19 protein-coding genes are annotated in these 19,537 nt (G+C 58.8%); 5 read left to right on the top strand and 14 right to left on the bottom strand.

Going from position 1 to position 19,537, the window contains the following annotated elements:
- Positions 1-190 precede the first annotated feature (190 nt).
- Both ACOH1Z_RS03275 and ACOH1Z_RS03280 read left to right on the top strand, forming a co-directional pair.
- Complete coding sequence (locus ACOH1Z_RS03275; protein WP_449647052.1) at positions 191-2,533, top strand: hypothetical protein; 2,343 nt, start codon at positions 191-193, stop codon at positions 2,531-2,533.
- A gap of 70 nt (positions 2,534-2,603) precedes the next feature.
- The gene (locus tag ACOH1Z_RS03280; protein ID WP_449647053.1) at positions 2,604-3,665 is read left to right on the top strand and encodes an AI-2E family transporter; all 1,062 of its coding nucleotides are present in this window, start codon (positions 2,604-2,606) and stop codon (positions 3,663-3,665) included.
- A gap of 23 nt (positions 3,666-3,688) precedes the next feature.
- On the opposite strand, the gene ACOH1Z_RS03285 is transcribed toward ACOH1Z_RS03280, so the two are convergent.
- The 9 genes from ACOH1Z_RS03285 to rpsB form a co-directional block, all read right to left on the bottom strand.
- Positions 3,689-4,423, bottom strand: a complete 735-nt coding sequence (locus ACOH1Z_RS03285; protein WP_449647054.1) for an alpha/beta hydrolase — start codon at positions 4,421-4,423, stop codon at positions 3,689-3,691.
- Between the two features lie 9 nt (positions 4,424-4,432).
- On the bottom strand, positions 4,433-4,732 hold the full coding sequence (locus tag ACOH1Z_RS03290) for an Rv1322 family protein (protein WP_449647055.1): 300 nt from the start codon (positions 4,730-4,732) through the stop codon (positions 4,433-4,435).
- Between the two features lie 31 nt (positions 4,733-4,763).
- Positions 4,764-5,297: an aggregation-promoting factor C-terminal-like domain-containing protein gene (locus tag ACOH1Z_RS03295; protein ID WP_449647056.1), complete on the bottom strand. Its 534-nt coding sequence runs from the start codon at positions 5,295-5,297 to the stop codon at positions 4,764-4,766.
- Positions 5,298-5,455: 158 nt separating this feature from the next.
- Positions 5,456-6,007 carry a DivIVA domain-containing protein gene (locus tag ACOH1Z_RS03300; RefSeq protein ID WP_449647057.1) on the bottom strand — a complete coding sequence of 184 codons (552 nt, stop codon included), beginning with the start codon at positions 6,005-6,007 and terminating at the stop codon, positions 5,456-5,458.
- A gap of 14 nt (positions 6,008-6,021) precedes the next feature.
- Complete coding sequence (locus tag ACOH1Z_RS03305) at positions 6,022-6,897, bottom strand: phosphatidate cytidylyltransferase (protein WP_449647058.1); 876 nt, start codon at positions 6,895-6,897, stop codon at positions 6,022-6,024.
- A complete protein-coding gene (frr, locus tag ACOH1Z_RS03310; RefSeq protein ID WP_449647059.1) occupies positions 6,897-7,448 on the bottom strand; it encodes a ribosome recycling factor in 552 nt (183 codons plus the stop codon). The genes ACOH1Z_RS03305 and frr overlap by 1 nt, the downstream gene beginning before the upstream one ends.
- Before the next feature lie 195 nt (positions 7,449-7,643).
- Positions 7,644-8,357 carry a UMP kinase gene (gene pyrH / locus ACOH1Z_RS03315; RefSeq protein WP_449647060.1) on the bottom strand — a complete coding sequence of 238 codons (714 nt, stop codon included), beginning with the start codon at positions 8,355-8,357 and terminating at the stop codon, positions 7,644-7,646.
- Positions 8,358-8,522: 165 nt separating this feature from the next.
- Positions 8,523-9,350 carry a translation elongation factor Ts gene (tsf, locus tag ACOH1Z_RS03320; protein ID WP_449647061.1) on the bottom strand — a complete coding sequence of 276 codons (828 nt, stop codon included), beginning with the start codon at positions 9,348-9,350 and terminating at the stop codon, positions 8,523-8,525.
- Between the two features lie 12 nt (positions 9,351-9,362).
- Positions 9,363-10,373, bottom strand: a complete 1,011-nt coding sequence (gene rpsB / locus ACOH1Z_RS03325; protein WP_449647062.1) for a 30S ribosomal protein S2 — start codon at positions 10,371-10,373, stop codon at positions 9,363-9,365.
- A 321-nt stretch (positions 10,374-10,694) separates the two neighbouring features.
- Here rpsB and ACOH1Z_RS03330 point away from each other — a divergent pair, with 321 nt between their 5' ends.
- Positions 10,695-11,237 carry a M23 family metallopeptidase gene (locus tag ACOH1Z_RS03330; protein ID WP_449647063.1) on the top strand — a complete coding sequence of 181 codons (543 nt, stop codon included), beginning with the start codon at positions 10,695-10,697 and terminating at the stop codon, positions 11,235-11,237.
- Between the two features lie 29 nt (positions 11,238-11,266).
- On the opposite strand, the gene ACOH1Z_RS03335 is transcribed toward ACOH1Z_RS03330, so the two are convergent.
- Positions 11,267-13,465: an MMPL family transporter gene (locus ACOH1Z_RS03335; RefSeq protein ID WP_449647064.1), complete on the bottom strand. Its 2,199-nt coding sequence runs from the start codon at positions 13,463-13,465 to the stop codon at positions 11,267-11,269.
- A 75-nt stretch (positions 13,466-13,540) separates the two neighbouring features.
- On the opposite strand from ACOH1Z_RS03335, the gene ACOH1Z_RS03340 reads away from it, so the two are divergent.
- On the top strand, positions 13,541-14,131 hold the full coding sequence (locus tag ACOH1Z_RS03340; RefSeq protein ID WP_449647065.1) for a MarR family winged helix-turn-helix transcriptional regulator: 591 nt from the start codon (positions 13,541-13,543) through the stop codon (positions 14,129-14,131).
- Positions 14,132-14,189: 58 nt separating this feature from the next.
- Here ACOH1Z_RS03340 and ACOH1Z_RS03345 read toward each other — a convergent pair whose 3' ends face one another.
- Entirely contained in the window at positions 14,190-15,098 is a 909-nt protein-coding gene (locus ACOH1Z_RS03345) for a tyrosine recombinase XerC (RefSeq protein ID WP_449647066.1), read from the bottom strand.
- Between the two features lie 56 nt (positions 15,099-15,154).
- On the opposite strand from ACOH1Z_RS03345, the gene ACOH1Z_RS03350 reads away from it, so the two are divergent.
- Complete coding sequence (locus tag ACOH1Z_RS03350; protein WP_449647067.1) at positions 15,155-15,961, top strand: SDR family NAD(P)-dependent oxidoreductase; 807 nt, start codon at positions 15,155-15,157, stop codon at positions 15,959-15,961.
- Here ACOH1Z_RS03350 and ACOH1Z_RS03355 read toward each other — a convergent pair.
- From ACOH1Z_RS03355 to putP, 3 genes are all read right to left on the bottom strand, one after another.
- Entirely contained in the window at positions 15,958-16,827 is an 870-nt protein-coding gene (locus ACOH1Z_RS03355) for an NADPH-dependent oxidoreductase (protein WP_449647068.1), read from the bottom strand. The two genes, ACOH1Z_RS03350 and ACOH1Z_RS03355, sit on opposite strands and share 4 nt — an antisense overlap.
- Positions 16,828-16,880: 53 nt before the next feature.
- Positions 16,881-17,810 carry a phosphodiesterase gene (locus ACOH1Z_RS03360; protein ID WP_449647069.1) on the bottom strand — a complete coding sequence of 310 codons (930 nt, stop codon included), beginning with the start codon at positions 17,808-17,810 and terminating at the stop codon, positions 16,881-16,883.
- Positions 17,811-17,996: 186 nt separating this feature from the next.
- Complete coding sequence (gene putP / locus ACOH1Z_RS03365; protein ID WP_449647070.1) at positions 17,997-19,517, bottom strand: sodium/proline symporter PutP; 1,521 nt, start codon at positions 19,515-19,517, stop codon at positions 17,997-17,999.
- Positions 19,518-19,537 lie beyond the last annotated feature (20 nt).

The following is a 19,537-nucleotide window of genomic DNA, read 5'->3' on the forward strand; positions in this document are numbered from 1 at the left end:
CGATTTAGGCGGGTAGGCAACAACAAAGACGTTCAAGAATAGCGGATGGGCGTGTGCGCACCTAGTCCTGCGTCTGGGAACTGTCTGAGAGAACGTTGAGTGCCGATTGCCCATCGAGACCAAAATGACAGTTAGCCGCTCCGCACCACTAAACTCTAGAAGTCCTTTCCGCTGACTCCGAGGAGACATCTTGGCCGCGAACGATACTGATTTCGGCACCGAAATGCGCGGCTACAAGAAGGACGACGTCGACAAGCTTATTGGCGAACTCCGTCGTGAACTTGTTGCCGCCAAAGCTGACCGCACCGCTTCCACCAAAGAGGTAAAGCGACTCCTTGCCGTTAATGAGGATCTGCAGGCCGAGCTCGACGAAACAGGGAGTCCGACCTATAGCGGTCTCGGCTCGAAGCTTGAGAGCATGCTTCGCGTCGCAGAAGAACATTCAACGCAACTCATCAGCCAAGCAGATATCGACGCCGAAAAGATGCGTAAAGCCGTCCAGGCTGAGACGACGAATCTGCGCAATGAAACTGCGACCGAGTCAGAGCGCATTCTGGCGGACGCTAGTCGCGAAGCGGATGCTCTTGCACATTCATCCCGCGACGAGGCAGACGCTCTCATTGCCCATGCACGTGACGAAGCAGCGCAGCTCACCTCTGACGCGGCACGCGAAGCAGCAACTATTCGTGGCGCTGTTGCTACCGAAGCTGCGGATGCTCGCACCTCCGCTAAGCGTGAGGCTGCAGCCCTTCGCGCCGAGACCGAGCGGGCAATGACCGAACTCCGCGCGAGCACAGCAACTGAAGTTGCTGAGGCACGCGAAGCTGCCGAAGCACTCGCACGAGATGCCGAACTCGGCCGGGCTACATTCGAGGCTGAGAACACGAAGCAACGCGAAGACCTCGAACACGATGTCGAGCAAGCACGCACCGATCTGGCTCGAGAGATCGAGACAGCGCGTGCAGAGCTGGAAGCCGAAACAACCGCCGCCCGCGACACTCTTGCCAACGAGACCAAAGCTGCCCACACCAAGCTAGCGAACGAAACCACATCCGCCCACGCGAAGCTGGCGAACGAAACCAACGCCGCTCAGGCGAAGCTCAAGGCCGAACTTGATGCGGCATACGCTGCGCTCGAAACCGAGACCAGCACCGCTCGAGCCGCTGTCGAGGCAGAGGCCGCGAGCATCCGCAACGAGCTCGAAAAAGACGTGCTTGCGGCGCGAACAGCGCTTGACGCAGAACTTTCAGAGGCCCGCGAGCAGTGGGAACAGGAAGAACGAGAAGCGAGAACGCAACTCGAGAGCGACATTGTCACCACCCGCGCTGCCCTCGACGACGAGGTCTCAACGACCCAGGCGGCCCTCGAACACGAAGTGACGAGCACGAAAGCTGCGCTCGAACAGGAAGTCACCACCACCAAGACGGCGCTCGACCAGGAAGTTAAAGTCACCAAGGCTGCGCTTGAGCAAGAAGTCACGACCACTCGCTCGAACCTTGAGCAGGAAGTCGCGACTGCGAAGGCAGCCCTCAACGATGAAGTGACAACGACTCGCGCTGAGCTCGAAGCCCACGTCAAAACATCACGAAGTGAGCTTGCTGCTGAGCAAGCAGCACTGAAGAAGGCGCTAGACCGCGAAGTTACCTCCACCAAGAAGGCACTCGCCAAGGAAGTCAGCACAACGCGTGCCGCTCTCGAGAACGATGTCGAGACCACCCGCTCGGGACTTGAAGAAGAAATCAGCACCGCGCGCAGCGCCTTCGAAAACGAAAGCGCAACAGCTCGTGCCCAATTCGAAGCCGAGATGACTGAACGCCGCAACGAACTTGAAGCAGAAATCGCAACGGGAACTGCTGGCCTCGAAGAAGAGATGGCTCGCCGTCACGCTGACCTTGACGCTGAAATCGACAACAAGCGCACTGCTCTTGAGACCGAGGACGCCGAAACTCGCACCGCCCTTGCCCACGATGTGCAGAAACAGACTGCAGACCTCGAACGGGACATCGCTCGCCAGCGCGCCGAACTGGCGAACGAAGTCGAGTCGACTCGAGCATCCATTCAGCACCAGCGTGAAGAGACCCGAACCGCAATCGAGCGCGAAGCCGAAGCCGCACGCATCGCTCTAGAACAAGAGCTCGCTGTGCGACGCGATGAGGCGGAGAAGGAGTTCTTGGCCCAGCACAAAGAGGCATCAACTCAGACCCAGAACTACCTCGAAGAGGCTCAAGCCCAGTTGGGCGAGGCTGTGCGCGAAGCGAACGCCAAACGTCACGAGGCCGAGGAGCTCAGCACCAGTTCTCAGGCAGAAGCGAAGTCAGTTCTGGCTGACGCAGCCGAGCGCGCGGCCAATGAAATCGCGGATGCGGAACAGCGCGCAAAGTCGCTTGTCGACGATGCCGAGAAGCGTTCTAATGAACTCATTAGCGATGCCGAAGAACGCCTGTCCAAGATCAAGGCAGAGCGCGAGACAGTTGCTGGCTACTTCGAGAACCTTCGTGGAGTTCTGAACCAAGCCGAGGATGTTGACCGGTAAGTTGCCCGCTGGCATCTAGAATTACGTCCAGCCTGACACCTCGTCGCCTCAGGCTGGACGGAGCCTCGCTATGAAGATTCTTAACCCCTTTCGCCTCGGTCTTCTTGGCGGTCTTGGTGTGCTCGTCGCCGTGGGAATCGGCCAGACGATCATCTCCTTGGCGACGATTCTCACCTACGTCGGGGCAGCACTCTTCCTTGCACTCGGTCTCGACCCGGTAGTGACGTGGCTTGAAACTAAGAAATTTCCCCGCTGGACCGCCATCCTCACTGTCCTCGCTGGCGTTCTTGGCGTGTTCGCTGGCCTGGTTTTTGCGATCGTTCCCGTGATCGCTGAGCAAGTGCGTAATGCCACTCGAGCAATCCCCCGGCTCGTAACAGCGTTCTTCGACGGAACGATCAAGGAAAACGTTGAAACTGCACTTCCTTGGCTCAAGGTTGAGGACCTCCTCGACGGTTTCACCACGTGGCTAACCGAGCTCGACTTCACGACCATCGGCGGCGGCGTCTTTGCTGTCGGAATCGGAATCGCTACCGGCATTACCGGGGCGATTATCGTGCTCATTTTGACGATCTACTTTGTGTCGTCCATCAACAACATCAAGTCGGGAATCTACCAACTCGTTCCCGCCACAAAGCGTGCCAAGTTCATCGACCTTGCTGAGCAAGTAAGCACAGCAGTCGGTCGATATGTCATTGGCCAAGGTTCACTCGCCCTCGTCAACGGCGTGCTCTCCTTCATTGTGCTCACGTGGGTCTTCCCGGCATTCGACCTGCCGGTCAAGTACTCGGCGCTGCTCGCTTTTATCGCCTTCTTGGGCTCGCTGATTCCGCTCGTGGGAACGCTAAGCGGTTCGGTAGTGATCACCCTGCTGGTTCTGCTCTTCAACGGTCCACCAAGCGTCATCGCCGTGGGAATCTACTATCTGATCTATATGCAGATTGAGGCCTACCTACTCAACCCACGAATCATGAGCAAAGCTGTGAAACTTCCCGGAGCCCTCGTCGTGATCGCAGCTCTCGCCGGAGGAACGCTCCTCGGGATCCTTGGCGCTCTCATTGCAATTCCTGTTGCGGCAGCAATCCTGCTCGTCGTTCAGCAAGTGATTGTTCCCCGCCAGGCCGATCTCTAAGCGGACGGCGGTCAACAGGCCGTTTAGAGCGGTTGAGCGGCCTCCGGAGGCCACGTGCGGGGCAATGGCAACACCATCGGGTTCAGTCGGGCAACGATCTCACTGAGCACACGGTACGTCTGCGCTTCTCCCACCCACAGGTGCTTTCCGCCCTCGACAACGACGAGCTCTATTTCAGGCACCGATGCGAAACGTTTTGCCGCCTCCTCTGGCCGCAAGTAGTCGTCAAGTTCCGGAATAATCGCGACCAAGCGACGTTCATCCCCTGCCCACGCGGCAACCTCGGCAGCACTGGCACGGTGGAGTGGCGGCGAGAGCAAAATCGCGCCGTCAACGGGATGTTCGCGACCAAATTTGAGAGTCACCTCAGTGCCGAATGACCAGCCCAACAGCCACACATTCGGCAAGCCTCGCTCGCGCACAAAGTTCATGGCAGCAGCAAGATCGAACTGTTCTTGTTCGCCTTCGCCGAATGACCCCTCCGACGTACCGCGTGGCGAAGTAACCCCGCGAAAGTTGAAACGCAAGACCGCGACATCCGCCAGCGCTGGCAGGCGTGCCGCAGCCTTGCGAATGATGTGGGAATCCATGAAACCACCGGCAGTTGGCAGGGGGTGCAAGGTGACAAGCGTCGCAGCGATATGACCGGACTCGGGCAAAGTGAGTTCCCCAACCAACGTGAAACCGTCGCTGGTGTGCAGCTCGATATCTTCGCGTGTAGCAGGAAGTTCGCTAGCGCCTCGGATGGTTTCACTCACGTACGGTTCTCACAATCTGATTTTCCAGCAGTGCTGGTGCCAATGACGCCGTGCTGCAAGATCGTCTGCTGCGCCCATGATGCCGTCGGCGCGCCAAGTGACGGTGTGGGCGACTCCCACCGAAACAGGTTGAGAGCATCCTGGACAGGTATAAGTTTTGACCGCGCTACCTGAGGAAACAGGCTGAACATTCCATTCGCCGTCAGATTTGTGCTCAGTGCGTCGAGAACCAAAAAGTACCTGATTCAGGTCACCGCGGTCATCATCATCGGGGCGACGCCGTCCGCGGGGGCGATTCGAACGAGGCATAGTTCAAGCTTATGCGCTCGATCGGGAACGGCTAGTACCAGCCGTGGCTTTCAGAATAGGCCCAGGCGTCGCACGGAGTGCCGTAGCGGCCCGAAATGTAGCTAAGACCCCAGTTAATCTGGGTTGCCGGGTTCGTTGCCCAGTCGGCGCCAGCAGTGGCCATCTTGCTGCCAGGGAGCGCTTGTGGGATGCCGTACGCGCCACTCGACGAGTTCATCGCGTAAACATTCCAACCTGATTCGCGATTCCACAGGCTTACCAAACAGTTGTACTGATCGGCGCCCATACCTCGTGACGTGAGGATCGACAGCGCGATTGCTTGAGCTGTTCCAGGATCAGGAACTCCAGCGGCAGGGGCAACAGGGGCAGCCGGAATTACGGGCTCGACGACAATTTCTTTAACCGCAAGCTTGTCGCGCGCGATTTCATTGACGAAACCTTCCGCGACGGTTATTGACTGAACTTCAGCGCGCTCGACGGCGGCGAGCGGAACGCTCGAAGCAGACACTGTGCTCACGGGATTTGGCGCAGCCATGACGAAGGTAGCGACAAACCCGAGACTCACTATCGATGCGAAGAGTCGAAGACTCAACGACGAACGTGTGTGGCGTCCAGAAAGATCCGCGCTCTGGCTTTTAGCCTGGGCGCGGAGGATTGCTGTTCGCGAATTTTTGACCACAATAAGTGCGATATTAGCCCACTCACCTGAAAAAACAGAGGGAACTAGCGAACCGCCAGCATTACATCAATCACGCTGTCGAGCAGATAGTCCACTTGCGCCTCACGATATCCGCCTTTAGTGCTGCGGAAAGCAACAGTGCGCACTCGTTCGATTGTGAGCGGTGCACCGTTCTGAAAGTAGTTGGCCAGTTCTTCCGCGAACGCATCGACATCTTTTATCGCGTAGCCGCGAGTAAACGAGCTAACTCGCGAAAACTTCTTGCCCTTGTGACGTGCCAGGCGATTGAGAATCTCTTGCGCTTCTGAACGAGCATTTGCGTACCATGCCGACTCACCGAGCTCGGCAATGGAGCGATCACGTTCACGAGCGGCGAAAGCGTCTTCGAGACGCTCAAGTGCAGAGTCAACATGCACGGGCGAGTAGCCGCCCTTCTGCATTGCGAAAGCAAGCTTTCGGATAGTGCGCGAAGAGACCACGGCACTATCGGTTCGATCGGAAGTGTAGGCGCTGCGAGCCTCCTCGAGGAAGTCCTCGACTTGGTCAACGTTGTAGCCCAACTTTGACTTTCGGGTGCGGGGGAAAGTGGTGCTCACGGTTCTATTGTGCCTTACGCGAAGATAAGAAACAGCGCGTAGCCAGCTGCGGCCGACAGCAGCGATGAATCGACCCGGTCGAGGAAGCCACCGTGGCCGGGAAGCCACGTGCTGATGTCTTTGATTCCCAAGTCACGCTTGATCAGCGACTCGGCTAGGTCACCCATAGTTGCCGTGCCGAGAATAACGAGTCCAAAGATTATTCCCACCCACACAGGCTGGTCAATCATGAAGAGCGCCAGCAGCACTCCGGCGGTCACCGAAGCGAGCGCAGCTCCGGCGAATCCCTCCCACGTCTTATTGGGACTAATCGTCGGTGCCATCGGATGCTTGCCAAAGGAAAGACCACTCGCATACGCCCCAATATCGCTGACAACAACGACGATCAGCATTGCCAGCGTCCACCACTGGCCACCATCTTGAGTCGTCAGCAAAACGGTGAAGCTCGCCAAGAATGCGACATAAAGCATGACGAAAACGCCAGCACCGAGATCTCTGAGAACAGCGCGCACTGGGGCGCGGTGCTTGGGCGAGAACAGCCACACGAGTCGCCACACTCCGACGAAGGCAATACCTGCGAGTGTGACGTACCACTGACCCTCAGCGAGCCAGTAGAACGATGCCGGCACTACAGCGACGGCACCAATGACCGTCGGCAGCCTCGGAATATTCAGCCCTGCAAATCGAAGCGCACTGGCGAGCTCAAAAGCCGTGAATGCAACCAGAACTCCGGCAAAGAGCATGTAGAGCTCTTTGACAAAGATCAGGCTGAACAATAACGAAAGCCCCAACGCAAGACCCACTGTGAGAGCCATCGCCAATGGACGCCCTGTGCGGGCGTTGATCTTGTCGTTAGTTGCCCGAACCTGAGCTTCGAATTCGGAAACCATTAGACCTCGAGCAGCTCGGACTCTTTGCGCTTGAGAGCGTCGTCGATCGCGTCTACGTGAGCCTTGGTGCTCGCTTCGAGCTCCTTCTCGGCACGCGCTACATCATCTTCGCCAACCTCAGTAAGTGCATCGAGGTCGTCTTTTGCCTTGCGACGAATATTGCGAAGCGACACGCGAGCCTGCTCGGCCTTGTCGCGAACAATCTTGACGAACTCCTTGCGGCGATCCTCGGTCAGTTCGGGAAGGGTCGCGCGGATGACGCTTCCATCGTTACCAACGCTGGCACCCAAGTGGTGTGCACCAGCGATTGCCTTCTCAATGTCTTTGAGCGCAGATTTGTCGAACGGGGTAATAAGGAGCGTGCGGGCTTCCTGGTTGACCATCGACGCGAGCTGCTGCAAGGGAGTAGGAGTGCCGTAGTAGTCAACGAGCACCTTCTGGAACAGCGCAGGGTTGGCGCGGCCAGTGCGCACTGTACCGAAGTCGTCTTTGGCAGCTTCCAGTGCCTTGTTCATCTTTTCGCTAGCTTCCGCTAGAACATCACTAATCACGAGCGCTCCTCTTAGTCTCACCCGAGTTTAGCGTGCAGTCGTCGCAACGACGGCTGCAGCGCGCTCGGAGTCTTTCTGGCTTCGCTCAGCTCTTGCTTTGCTATGCGCAGTTGGGTCGATCTGGGTTGGTTGGTCTGCGTTGGTTGGTCTGCGTTGGTTGGTCTGGGTTGGCCGCGAGCAGAGCCTCTGAGCACGTTAGCCGTGCACGCGGGTTCCGATCTGCTCCCCCACGATGGCACGAGTAAGGTTTCCGGCGGGTTCCATACCGAAAACTAGCATCGGCATTGCATTGTCCATGCACAGGCTAAAGGCGGTCGAGTCGACGACCTTGAGACCTTGAACAAGCGCGTCTTGGAAACTGATGGAGTCAAGCTTTCGAGCATCCGGGTTGCTTCGAGGATCGGCATCGTAAACTCCATCGACTCCGTTCTTTGCCACGAGCACCTCTTCAGCACCGATCTCGAGGGCGCGCTGCGCAGCCACGGTGTCAGTGGAGAAGTAGGGCAAGCCTGCGCCAGCACCAAAGATCACAATGCGCCCCTTTTCAAGGTGACGTTCTGCGCGAAGAGGAATGTAGGGCTCAGCAACCTGGGTCATCGCGATCGCGGACTGCACTCGCGTAGCGACGCCGGCTTGCTCAAGGAAGTCTTGGAGGGCGAGGGCATTCATGACGGTGCCGAGCATGCCCATGTAGTCGGCGCGGCCGCGGTCCATACCGCGCTGGCTGAGTTCAGCACCACGGAAGAAGTTTCCGCCACCAACGACGATGGCAATTTCAACATCGGCGGATGCTGCGGCGATCTCTTTGGCCAATGACGAAACGACATCGGGGTTAACCCCCAGTTGTCCACCACCGAAGGATTCTCCCGACAGTTTCAGCAGCACCCGGCGTTTGCGTTGAGTTGTCATCGTCTTCTTTCCTTCGTGGTCGACATATACAGGCTATTGGTTTGACTAGCGTTCAGCAGCGCCGCACAGCAAATTCGGTGCAAGCGATTTGCTCAACGTCCACTGTGGCTTCCGGCACACTAAAGGCCCGAGGCAAAAATGCCCCGGGCCCTATGAGTGTGCGTGTTAGGCGCCTACCTTGAAGCGTGCAAAACCAGTGATGGTGATGCCAGCATCAGCAGAAACCTTAGCGATCGATACCTTGTTGTCACGAGCGTAGTCCTGGTCAAGCAGTGCGACCTGCTTGAAGAACGCACCGAGACGACCTTCGACGATCTTCGGGAGAGCAGCGTCAGGCTTGCCCTCGCCACGGCTGATTTCCTCAACGATACGACGCTCGTTCTCGACATCAGCTGCCGGAACGTCTTCGCGCGAGAGGTACGACGGTGCAGCGAACGAGATGTGCTGCGCGATTCCGCGAGCAGTCTCTGCATCGTCGCCGGTGTACGCAACGACAACGCCAACCTGCGGCGGCAGGTCCTTGTTGGTGCGGTGCATGTAGACCTCGAACGAGTCGCCCTCGAGCTTGGCAAGGCGACGGAGCTCAAACTTCTCGCCCAGAATCGCAGCTTCATCGTTGATGAGCTCTTCGACAGTCTTCGAACCTGCGGATGCCGCAAGGCCTTCTTCTACAGTCGAGGCGCCAGCAGCAGCGACCGCTTCAGCAACGGCCTCACCTAGCGCGACGAACTTGTCACCCTTGGCAACAAAGTCGGTCTCGCAAGCGAGTTCGATGATCGTGGTCGTTGCACCGGACGACTTCGCGGCGATGAGGCCTTCGCTAGTTGAACGGTCTGAACGCTTGGCGTTGCTCTTGGCACCGCGCAGACGCAGCAGCTCGGTGGCCTTTTCGAGGTCTCCGCCAGCTTCAACGAGTGCGTTCTTCGTTTCGACCATGCCGGTGCCGAGGCGCTCGCGCAGGGTCTTGAGGTCTTCGAGGCTAAAATCTGCCATTGTTTCGAATCCTTACTTCTTGTCGTCGGCTGCGTCAGCGGCCTTCGCGGCGGGCTTCTTTGCTGCGGGCTTGGCAGCAGGCTTTGCTGCCTTTGCCTCGTCTTTGTCTGCCTTGGCAGGTGCTTCAGCCTTCTCAGCCTTTTCGGCCTTGGCGGGCTCTTCAGCCTTCTCAGCCTTGGCAGGCTCTTCAGCCTTTTCAGCCTTCGCGGGTGCTTCAGCCTTCTCAGCCTTGGCAGGCTCTTCTGACTTTGCAGCAGCATCGGCGTCCGCCTGGCCGAGAAGCTCAGCTTCCCATGCAGCCATGGGCTCTACTTCTTTGCCCTCTTCTGGCTTCTGGTGACGCTGGATGAGACCCTCAGCGGCAGCGTCAGCAACGATACGTGTGAGGAGACCTACCGAGCGGATAGCGTCGTCGTTACCGGGGATCGGGTACGCAACGTCGTCGGGGTCGCAGTTGGTGTCCAGGATCGCGATAACGGGGATACCAAGCTTGTGAGCCTCGTCAATGGCGAGGTGCTCCTTCTTGGTGTCGACGATCCAGATGGCCGACGGGGTCTTTGTGAGGTTACGGATACCGCCGAGGCTCTTCTGCAGTTTCACAAGCTCGCGCTTCTGAATGAGCAGTTCCTTCTTGGTGAAACCACGAGTGGTGTCATCGAAGTCAACCTCTTCGAGTTCCTTCATGCGTGCAAGACGCTTGGAAACCGTCTGGAAGTTGGTGAGGAGTCCACCGAGCCAGCGCTGGTTGACGTAGGGCTGGCCTACGCGCAGTGCCTGCTCAGCGATGGTTCCCTGTGCCTGCTTCTTGGTACCGACGAAGAGGATGGTTCCGCCGTGGGCGACCGTCTCCTTGACGTAGTCGTAGACAGCGTCGATGTGAGCGAGCGACTGCTGCAAGTCGATGATGTGGCTGCCCGAGCGCTCGGTCAGAATAAAGCGCTTCATTTTCGGGTTCCAACGACGAGTCTGGTGTCCGAAGTGTACGCCGCTGTCGAGCAGCTGGCGGATGGTTACGACGGCCATGGCCGTTCTCCTTTTCTGGCTCACTAGTGCGCGTGGCAATAGCGGCCTTCTCAGTTAATACTCGCGGCCGGTTGGCGCGAATCCTGGTGCCCGGGCATACCTCCGCCCCAGCCGCAACGGTGTGCGAGTGGGGACTGAGTGGAGATAGCGGCCGTGTGCTGCAGTAGTTTTACCGCAGCGGGGCACGCGTAGTCACCGCGAATACACGCGGTGCTGCAAAAATCATACCATCGCTCCCCCACAACTTCATCACCGGTAGCGACTTTCCCCGGCTCTGCGTTTTTGGGGCCACCCGACCGCGTTTTCTTCGAGAGTGAGGGGATGCTTCGAGCCTCCACCGTTCTGCTTCTTGCGACACTCGTGCTTTCGGGGAGCACCACTTCTGCAGGGGTCGCCTGGGGAGGTGAGCCTGACGCCGTCCCACTAGATGACATTGCGAATGGATCAGCCTCGACACCGTGGAGTTGGCCGATTTCCGAACCTCATCCCATCGTTCGGCCATACATTTCGCCCGAAACTCCCTACTCTGCCGGCCACCGTGGCATCGATATTGGTGCGAGCTTTGACGTCGAACTTCGAGCGCCCACAGCGGGGATCGTGCACTTCGCTGGCATCGTGGTCGATCGTCCCGTGCTGTCGATTCGGCATCCGGGAGGGTTGATCACCAGCTATGAACCGGTAACCACAGCTCTGACCCGCGGAGATCTTGTTTCTCAGGGTGAAATAATTGGCGAAGTGCAGGAGGGCCACTGCCTTAGGCCCTGCCTGCACTTCGGAGTCCGACTGGATGGCGAATATGTCTCGCCGCTCAACTATCTGAGCGGCACACCTCGAGCCATCTTGTTGCCGACGCGCGGTCCCTGATCGCCCAGCACCGCGCTAACGGCTAAAGGCTAACGGCTAACGCTGTGCTCGGCAGCGTGCGGTTCGTCCGATGGCAGTTCGTCCTCCGGCAGGGTTTCCGCGCGGGGCGCCTCTGCGGCACTCGAAGCCGCGTGCTGTGCAGCAGCACGTGGAGATGCGGAATGCTGCGGTGTGCGTACCTCGGCGCCGATCGAGATCACGCGACCCGGCCACCAGAACTTCTCGCCAGCAATAAACGCGAGCGACGGCACAATAACCGTGCGAACGAGAAGCGTGTCAAGCAGCACACCGATGCAGACAATAATTCCGATTTGGGTGAGGGTGATGAGTGGCAGAACGCCCAGTACCGCAAACACGGCGGCAAGCAAAATACCGGCGCTTGTGATGACGCCGCCTGTAGACGACAGTGCGCGGATCATTCCCGCTCGCGTACCGTGCTCGACCGCTTCTTCCCGAGCTCGAGTCACCAGGAAGATGTTGTAGTCAACACCGAGTGCCACGAGGAAGAGGAACGCGAACAAGACCACGTTCGTGTCGATCGCGGGGAAGCCGAATACCGACTCAAAAAGCAACCAACTGGCTCCCAAGCTGGCAAAGAACGACGCCACAACCGTCAGCAACAACAGGATAGGCGCGAGCAGCGACCGCAGCAGGAGCACAAGCACAATGAACACGAGGCCCAAGATAAGCGGGATTACTAGATCCTGATCTGACTGTTGAGCGCGTTCGACATCAAGAGCTTGAGCATCCAGACCGCCAACGAGCGCGTTGGCGCCCTCGATAGTCGACAGCTCCGAGCGAAGGGCCTCAATAGCGGCGAAGGATTCTTCCGTCTCGGCGGCGTCATCCAACACCACAGTGAGCTGGGTAATGGTGTCGGTGCTTTCGCCGATGCGCACCGAATCGACGCCGTTGACGCCCTCGGCTGCCTGAGCAACTTCCTCAGCATAATCAGAGTTCACAATGACGGATGCTGGCGAACCGCTTCCTGCCGGGAAAGCATCCGCGATGATATTTTGCCCCTGAACTGCTTCAGGAACCTGGGTGAAACTCTCGGTCTGCGAGAGCCCAATCTTGATCTGGGGAACACCAAGCGAGAGTGCACCAAGAACAATCGCACCAAGAATCGCGACGGCAACGGGCTTCTTGGAGACCAGAACACCGAGCTTGTGCCAGACACCGCGTTCAGCGCTGCCCTCGGATCCGAATTTGGGGATGTACGGCCAGAACAAGCCACGACCGAAGAGGACCAGTGCGGCCGGAAGCACTACGAGAGCGAAGATCATCGCGATCACAACGCCCGTCGCACACGCAATTCCGAGCGCACGGTTGCCCTGTAGCTCCGCGAAGACAAGCGTGAGGAGGGCGAGAACGACCGTGCTTCCGCTGGCGATGATGGCGGGGCCAGCGCCGCGCAGCGCACGGGACATTGCTTCACGGCGATCCTCAACGAGCCGCAATTCGTCGCGGTAACGAGCGATTAGCAGCAATGCATAGTTGGTGCCGGCACCGAAGACGAGTACCGAGAGAATGCCGGTGACTGACGCATCCAGTTGGATGCCCGCGAGTGCCGCGACTCTGGCGGCTACTATTCCGGCGAGACCGTCAGCGGTTCCGACGACGACGAGTGGAACAAGCCACAACCACGGGCTTCGGTACGTGATCAAGAGAAGAACAGCAACCACGATGACTGTTGTGAGCAGCAGCGTAAAGTCGGCGCCTTCAAAGACGGCCGCGATGTCAACCGCGAAACCTTCTGGGCCGCTGAGGAGCGCAGTGAGGCCGCTGGGCAGGTCAGCGTTCGCTGTTGCGCGAATCTCGTCAGCGCGTTCAGCCTGCTCCCCCGCTTCAGAGAGCTTGTCCAAGGGGACTGTTACCAGCGCGGTGGTTCCATCATCAGAAAATGTGGGCGGCGGAACGAAGTCCTCAGCCGAGTAGTCGCTGAGCGATCCGGCGGCGGATGCGACGGCCTGCGTGTCAGCGTCGGTGAGGGTCTCTCCGTCGCGGCTGAAGACCAACAGCGCGACGGTAGAGTCTGCGCCTGGCAGCGCTTCAGCGGCCGCGGCGGCCTGTGCGGATTCGGCCGATTCTGGAAGCCCAACTCCCGGAAGTGTGCCTTCTTCGTTGCCGGTTCCGGCGGCGAAAATGGCGCCGGCGGCGACGAGTGCTCCGACCAAAACGATCCAGGAGGTGCGTCGTGAGGTGATGAAGGTCCTGAGGCGATACATCGCGCTCCTCCTGAAAATATGTTTCGGTTGCTTAGTTATTAGACAACTTAGGAACCTACCGGTAAAGTAGTGGACATGCAACCTCCTCAAGCAGCAACGGAGCGCCCAGCAGCGCGGCGGCCCACTCAGCTGCTGCGCGACATTCTCGATTCCAGCGATGAGTTCGAGCAGCATGTCGGGCGCACGCTTTCCGTCAACTCCACCGATCTCGAAGCGATGGAACACCTGATCATGCACGGCCCGCTTCCCCCAACCGAACTGTCGCGTCGACTCAACATTTCAACCGCAGCAGTCACCGGAGTGATTGACCGCCTCATCGGCGTCGGGCATGTCACCAGACAGCAACATCCGACTGACCGCCGCAGCGTTGTCGTTGTGCCGAACCCTCGCTCAGTTGAAACAGCAATGGCGACCCTGATGCCAATGATCATGGGCATCGATCGCGTACTCGACGATTTTGATGACGCCGAAAAGCAGGTCATCGAGCGCTACCTCGACAGTGTGGTCACGATCTATCGCGCGCGACTGCCAGAGCCCGGCGACGTCCCGGCCCCGAAACCCGCCGTTCCGCGACCACTGGCTGAGGTCCCCGGCCCGCGACAAAGTTCGTGGAAACCAGAAACTCACGCCGACGGCATTTCGGTCTTGCCGCCCCTCACTCAATAACAACGGCAACGAGCAACAGCCTCACGAGTGAAAGACGAAGAACGCAGGATCGGCTGCGCTACGCCCGAGGATGCGCGGTGCGATAGCTCTCGCGCAATCGTTCCGTAGACACATGCGTATATAACTGTGTGGTGCCGAGACTCGCATGGCCAAGCATCTCCTGCACAGCACGCAAATCGGCACCACCATCCAGCAGATGAGTTGCCGCAGTGTGGCGCAGGGTGTGGGGACCAGAACCACCAGAACCCGGAACGTCAGCCAGCAAGTGCGCAATCACGTCGTACACGGTTCGAGTTGTCAGTCGCTTTCCTCGCGCACCGACAAAGAGCGCGGCCGCTCCCCCGGCCTCCTCAGTAAGTTGCGGACGCCCAATCTTTAAGTACGCAGAAATAGCGCGCTGCGCCGGAATTCCAAAGGGAACAACGCGCTCTTTCGACCCCTTGCCGAGGACCCGCACCGTCAACCGCGAATCATCGACATCGTTCAGACAGAGGCCTGTAAGTTCGCTCACCCGCAAAGCCGAGGCGTACAAAAGCTCGACAATCGCCTGATCCCGCAACGCGACCGGATCTGCCGAAGATGCGCGCTCCGAAACGCTCTGCAGCATGTCAGACATTTGGTCGCGATTAAGCACCCGAGGAAGGTGGCGCTCAGCTTTCGGCGCTTTGAGCCGTGCCGCGGCATCCGTCGACGCCTGATGAGTTCTTTTTAACCAAGCGCTGAACCCTCGCGCGGCAGCAGCCCGACGAGCAAGAGTCGACTTAGCGAGCCCCGCCTGAGATGCATGCCACAACCAGTCGCGTAACAGTTCAAGGTCAAGATCATCTGGTTCGTTGGCCGCGCGCTCAGTAGCGAATTCGACCAGATTGGTGAGATCAGAGCGGTATGACCTCACCGTGTGCACACTGAATCCCCGATCGGCCGCAAGATAGGCGGCAAACGTATCCACGAGGCGGTGAAGGTTCACGCCTCTATCGTGCAACATGCACGCGGCATTCGGGTTCGCCGCGATAGCGTTTCGGGATGGCCACACGATCTTCACACTCCACACTGGGCACGGCACTCGTCACCGGAGCGACTTCAGGCATTGGAGCCGAGCTCTCGCACCAGCTAGCTCGTTCCGGTTATGACCTTGTGCTCGTTGCCCGCGACACTGCCCGCCTCGACCGCATGGCGATCGAACTTCGCGAGAAAGCCAACATTGCCGTCGAAGTGATCTCTGCAGATCTCACGATCGCGGCCGAGCGCGACACAGTCGAAAGCCGACTGAAATCGGCCAAGAATCCCATTATGTACCTCGTGAACAATGCCGGGTACGGGCTTCCCCAAGAATTTGATCAGAATTCCATCGATGACGAAGAGCGGATGCTTGAATTGCTGGCAACGGTCCCGCTGCGCCTCAGCCATGCGGTTCTTGGCGGGATGCTCGCCCGTCGTTCTGGCACCATTCTGACCGTGGCGAGCCTTGCCGGTGAAGCGCCACTGGGGCTTTATGCCGCTGCGAAAGCGTGGCCACTGAGTTTCAGTCGCTGGGCGAACGCGCACTACCGCGGTCGTGGGGTCACCTTCACGGCACTTGCACCAGGATTCGTGCGCACGGAGTTCCACTCACGGCTCGGCATTGAACGCTCATCCATGGCGCCGAAATGGATGTGGCTCGACGCTGAATTCGTGGCTCGCTCTGCCCTTCGCAGTGCCGCCCGCGGTCGCGCCGTCTCCATCCCGAGCGTGCGTTACAAGCTGACTTGGGCTGCGATGAAGGTCGCCCAGCCGCTCATCTTGGTATTTGTAGCTCGAGCGAGCCGCGCATCACACAAGGCGACCAGCTAACGAATTGAGAACCCGCGCGCCTCAACTTCGTCTTTGAGGTGGTCTCGAAGTGCCGCTGATGGTCCAGCGAGAGTTTCTGGTTTGCTCGTGCGGCGTGCCGTATGTTCGGCCCAACCGTATTCGGCATCCGGAATCTGGGGATCGCTGGCCACCTGGCGACCGGCATAGAGTCCGTTCGCGATCATGACAGCGTCGTAGTCACTGACCTGCTGCTCGAGGTCTTCAGTCGAGTACTGTTCGCGGTGCACAACGGTTTCGCTGGGAAGCCGCGGTTTGGCACCTCGGCGCACTCCGGGATTCGGGTAGCCGATCGTGAGTCCCGCAACGGCGAAGACGCCTCTCGGTAGCGCGAGCTCGGCGGCGATCAAGCTGGGTTCGTTGCGCACGGAGCCGATGGGCACAGCCCCAAGCCCGAGTGATTCTGCTGCAACGAGAGCGTTTTGCAAGGCAAGGCTGGCATCGATCGATGCCGTGAGGAACATCTCCAGGTTGTTGGCGGCGAAAGTGTGGCCCTGTCGTTCGGCAAGGTAGTGCAGCCGAGAAACGTCAGCACAAAAAATGAGCATCACCGGTGCTGTTGCCACGTAACTTTGGTCCCCCACCAAATGAGCCAAGCGAGCTCGACGTTGCTCATCTTCGACCACGACGACGCTGTAGGCCTGCAGGTTAGAGGATGTGGGGGCGCTGCGCGCGGAGAGCAGTATCGCATCCAACACTTCAGTTGCGATGGGACTGGGATCGAAGCTGCGAATCGACTCGTGCCCGGTGAGCACCCGAATGGTGTCGGTGATGAATTCGGCTGAAATCAGCTTCTCTTCGAGTTCAATTCGGGTGTGTGGTGGTGTGATGTTTTCGCCCTGAGCCATACCTCAATGCTTTCACGCTCGGCTGCATGCCTAATGCAACCCCCTGTCGAGCGCTAATCTGACGCGGCTACTTCAGCCGAATTGAATGTTGAGTTCTTGGCCGAGAAGGTTTCCCTCCGCTGCTCTGGTGTCATCGCCTCGATCTGGGCCCAAGCCTCGGCCGAATGACCGGTGATTTCTGCGGTATCCCCGACCGGGATGATCGAGTGCACGGTCTGCTTCTCATACACGTGAACCACATTGACGGCTTGACCATAGTCAACGCCAGACAACAGACGATCCTCGGCACTGAGGTCGAGGGTGTAACAGGTTGCTGACGCAACAGAAACGGGAATTCCAGCGAACGTTGAGTGAGTTGAGTAGTGCAAGTGCCCGGCAAGGATCGCCCGCACATCACTGCCCTGAAGCACTTCAGCGAGGCGTTCTTGGCGCTGGAGTTCGAGCATTCCCATCGCTTCAAGCATGGGGGTCGGGATGGGTGGATGGTGCACCGCGAGAAGTGTGCCGTGCGGTGCCGGGGTCGCTAGTTCGTTGCGCAGCCATTCCAACTGTTCATCACTGATATCACCGTGGTGATATCCGGGCACCGTGGTATCGAAGGAAATGATTCGCAGCCCGTCGACCATGTAGACACGGTCTTGTGGGGCATCCGATTCGTCATCAAAAAGCAGTTTGGAGTACTGGTCTCGTTCGTCGTGGTTGCCCATCACCCAAATGATTTCGGCGTTCATGCGTGTGGCTGCCGGCTCAACGATTGCACGCAAGCGAACATACGCGTCGGGTTCTCCGAGATCGGCGAGGTCACCGGTGAAGACGATCGCTTGCGGGTTGGCGGTTGATCGTTCGAGCTGGGCGAGGGCTTGCTCAAGGTGATCGATCGTATTGACGGCGCCGTAGAGCGGCCTGCCGCCCGCAAGAAGGTGAGTATCGCTGACGTGGGCGATGACATGGCTGGGGGCGGGGTACTGGCCGAGTTGGATCACATAAACAGCCTAGGTGTGTCGAGTGTCATTCGACAGGATGGCGCGGAACTTGCCCCGAAGGCTACCTCGTTGCACAGTGTCGTTGACGGTTGCGCAGTGTCGTTAACGAAGGATGCCCACCCCAGAGGTGTGGGGTGGGCATCCTTACCTTCCCTGTCTAAATCGACAGGAACGAATTCGGCGAAGTTAGTCGTTCTTGGTGACTACCGGAAGCTGAACTGTTCCGGTGCGCACGCTTTCGACTGCGGTATCGAACTCTTCGGTGATTCCGTCGCTGTTCTTGAAGGTGAGCAGGCTCACCACAATGGCAACGACAACGTTGATCGCGAATCCGGGAACGATTTCGTACATCGCACCGGTGAGTGCGGGCACGTTGCCCCAGATAACGACGGTGACAGCACCGGCGATCATTCCGGCGATCGCACCCATGCTGGTCAGCTTGCGCCAGAACAGCGACAGGATCACGATCGGTCCGAATGCGGCACCGAAGCCGGCCCAGGCGTATGCGACGAGGCTGAGGATCGACGAGTTGGGGTCCCACGCGAGGATGATCGCGATGACGGAAACGATAAGAACACCCATACGACCGAGGATTACCTGAGCCTTAGGAGTTGCTTCCTTCTTCGCAACGATCTTGAAGAGGTCTTCGACGAGTGCCGACGACGAAACGATGAGCTGCGAGGAAATCGTGCTCATGACGGCGGCGAGTACTGCTGCGAGCACGAGGCCAGCGATCAGCGGGTGGAAGAAGATCTGTGCGAGTTCGAGGAACACGCGCTCAGGGTTCTCGAGCGAAAGCTCGGGGTGCTGCTGGAAGTACGCAACACCGATGAGGGCGGATGCCATGGCTCCGAGTACGGAGATGATCATCCAGCTGATTCCGATGCGGCGACCGGCTACGGCATCCCCTGGTGAGCGAAGGGCCATGAAGCGCACGAGGATGTGCGGCTGGCCGAAGTAGCCAAGGCCCCACGCTGCTGCGGAGATTGCGGCGAGCACTGTTCCGCCGGTGAAGAGGCTGAACATGTCGATTTCGGTGTTCGCTGCGCGGATCGATTCGATCGTGTTGGCAACGCCACCGGTCTGCGAGATACCGACGATGGGCACTGCGATGAGGGCGAGGAAGATCATGATGCCCTGCACGACGTCGGTGTAGGTTGCGCCGATGAATCCACCGAAGAGGGTGTAGAGAACGGTTACTCCACCGACAACGAGCATTCCGATCCAGTATTCGGAGCCGAATGCGCTCTGGAAGAAGACGCCACCGGCCACCATTCCGGAGGATACGTAGAAGGTGAAGAAGACGAGGATGATGATTCCGGCAGTAATGCGCAGTACGCGCGACTTGTCGCGGAGACGGTTCTCGAAGAAGCTCGGCAGTGTGATCGAGTTCTTGGAGACCTCGGTGTATGCACGCAGTCGCGGTGCGACAAACTTCCAGTTGAGCCATGCACCAATGGTGAGGCCAATGGCGATCCAGCCTTGGAAGAGGCCGCCAAGGTAGAACGCTCCGGGGAGGCCGAGGAGGAGCCAACCCGACATGTCGGATGCTCCTGCGCTGAGCGCTGCTACTCCGGGGCTGAGCTTGCGGCCTGCGAGCATGTAGTCATCAAGGTTGGTTGTGCGCTTGTAGGCCCACCAACCGATGCCGAGCATTGCGGCCAGATAAATGACCATTGCGATAATTTGGAAGAACTGATCGTTCACTTTGTCGCCTTTCTTCTGCA

It is taken from the genome of Rhodoglobus sp., from assembly GCF_053580035.1.

Bases quoted from the DNA above. Each gene is read 5' to 3' on its own strand.
- ACOH1Z_RS03280 (WP_449647053.1), top strand. From the start codon at position 2,604: ATGAAGATTCTTAACCCCTTTCGCCTCGGTCTTCTTGGCGGTCTTGGT.
- ACOH1Z_RS03290 (WP_449647055.1), bottom strand. From the start codon at position 4,732: ATGCCTCGTTCGAATCGCCCCCGCGGACGGCGTCGCCCCGATGATGAT.
- ACOH1Z_RS03305 (WP_449647058.1), bottom strand. From the start codon at position 6,897: ATGGTTTCCGAATTCGAAGCTCAGGTTCGGGCAACTAACGACAAGATC.
- pyrH (WP_449647060.1), bottom strand. From the start codon at position 8,357: ATGACAACTCAACGCAAACGCCGGGTGCTGCTGAAACTGTCGGGAGAA.
- tsf (WP_449647061.1), bottom strand. From the start codon at position 9,350: ATGGCAGATTTTAGCCTCGAAGACCTCAAGACCCTGCGCGAGCGCCTC.
- rpsB (WP_449647062.1), bottom strand. From the start codon at position 10,373: ATGGCCGTCGTAACCATCCGCCAGCTGCTCGACAGCGGCGTACACTTC.
- ACOH1Z_RS03330 (WP_449647063.1), top strand. From the start codon at position 10,695: ATGCTTCGAGCCTCCACCGTTCTGCTTCTTGCGACACTCGTGCTTTCG.
- ACOH1Z_RS03335 (WP_449647064.1), bottom strand. From the start codon at position 13,465: ATGTATCGCCTCAGGACCTTCATCACCTCACGACGCACCTCCTGGATC.
- ACOH1Z_RS03340 (WP_449647065.1), top strand. From the start codon at position 13,541: ATGCAACCTCCTCAAGCAGCAACGGAGCGCCCAGCAGCGCGGCGGCCC.
- ACOH1Z_RS03350 (WP_449647067.1), top strand. From the start codon at position 15,155: ATGGCCACACGATCTTCACACTCCACACTGGGCACGGCACTCGTCACC.
- ACOH1Z_RS03355 (WP_449647068.1), bottom strand. From the start codon at position 16,827: ATGGCTCAGGGCGAAAACATCACACCACCACACACCCGAATTGAACTC.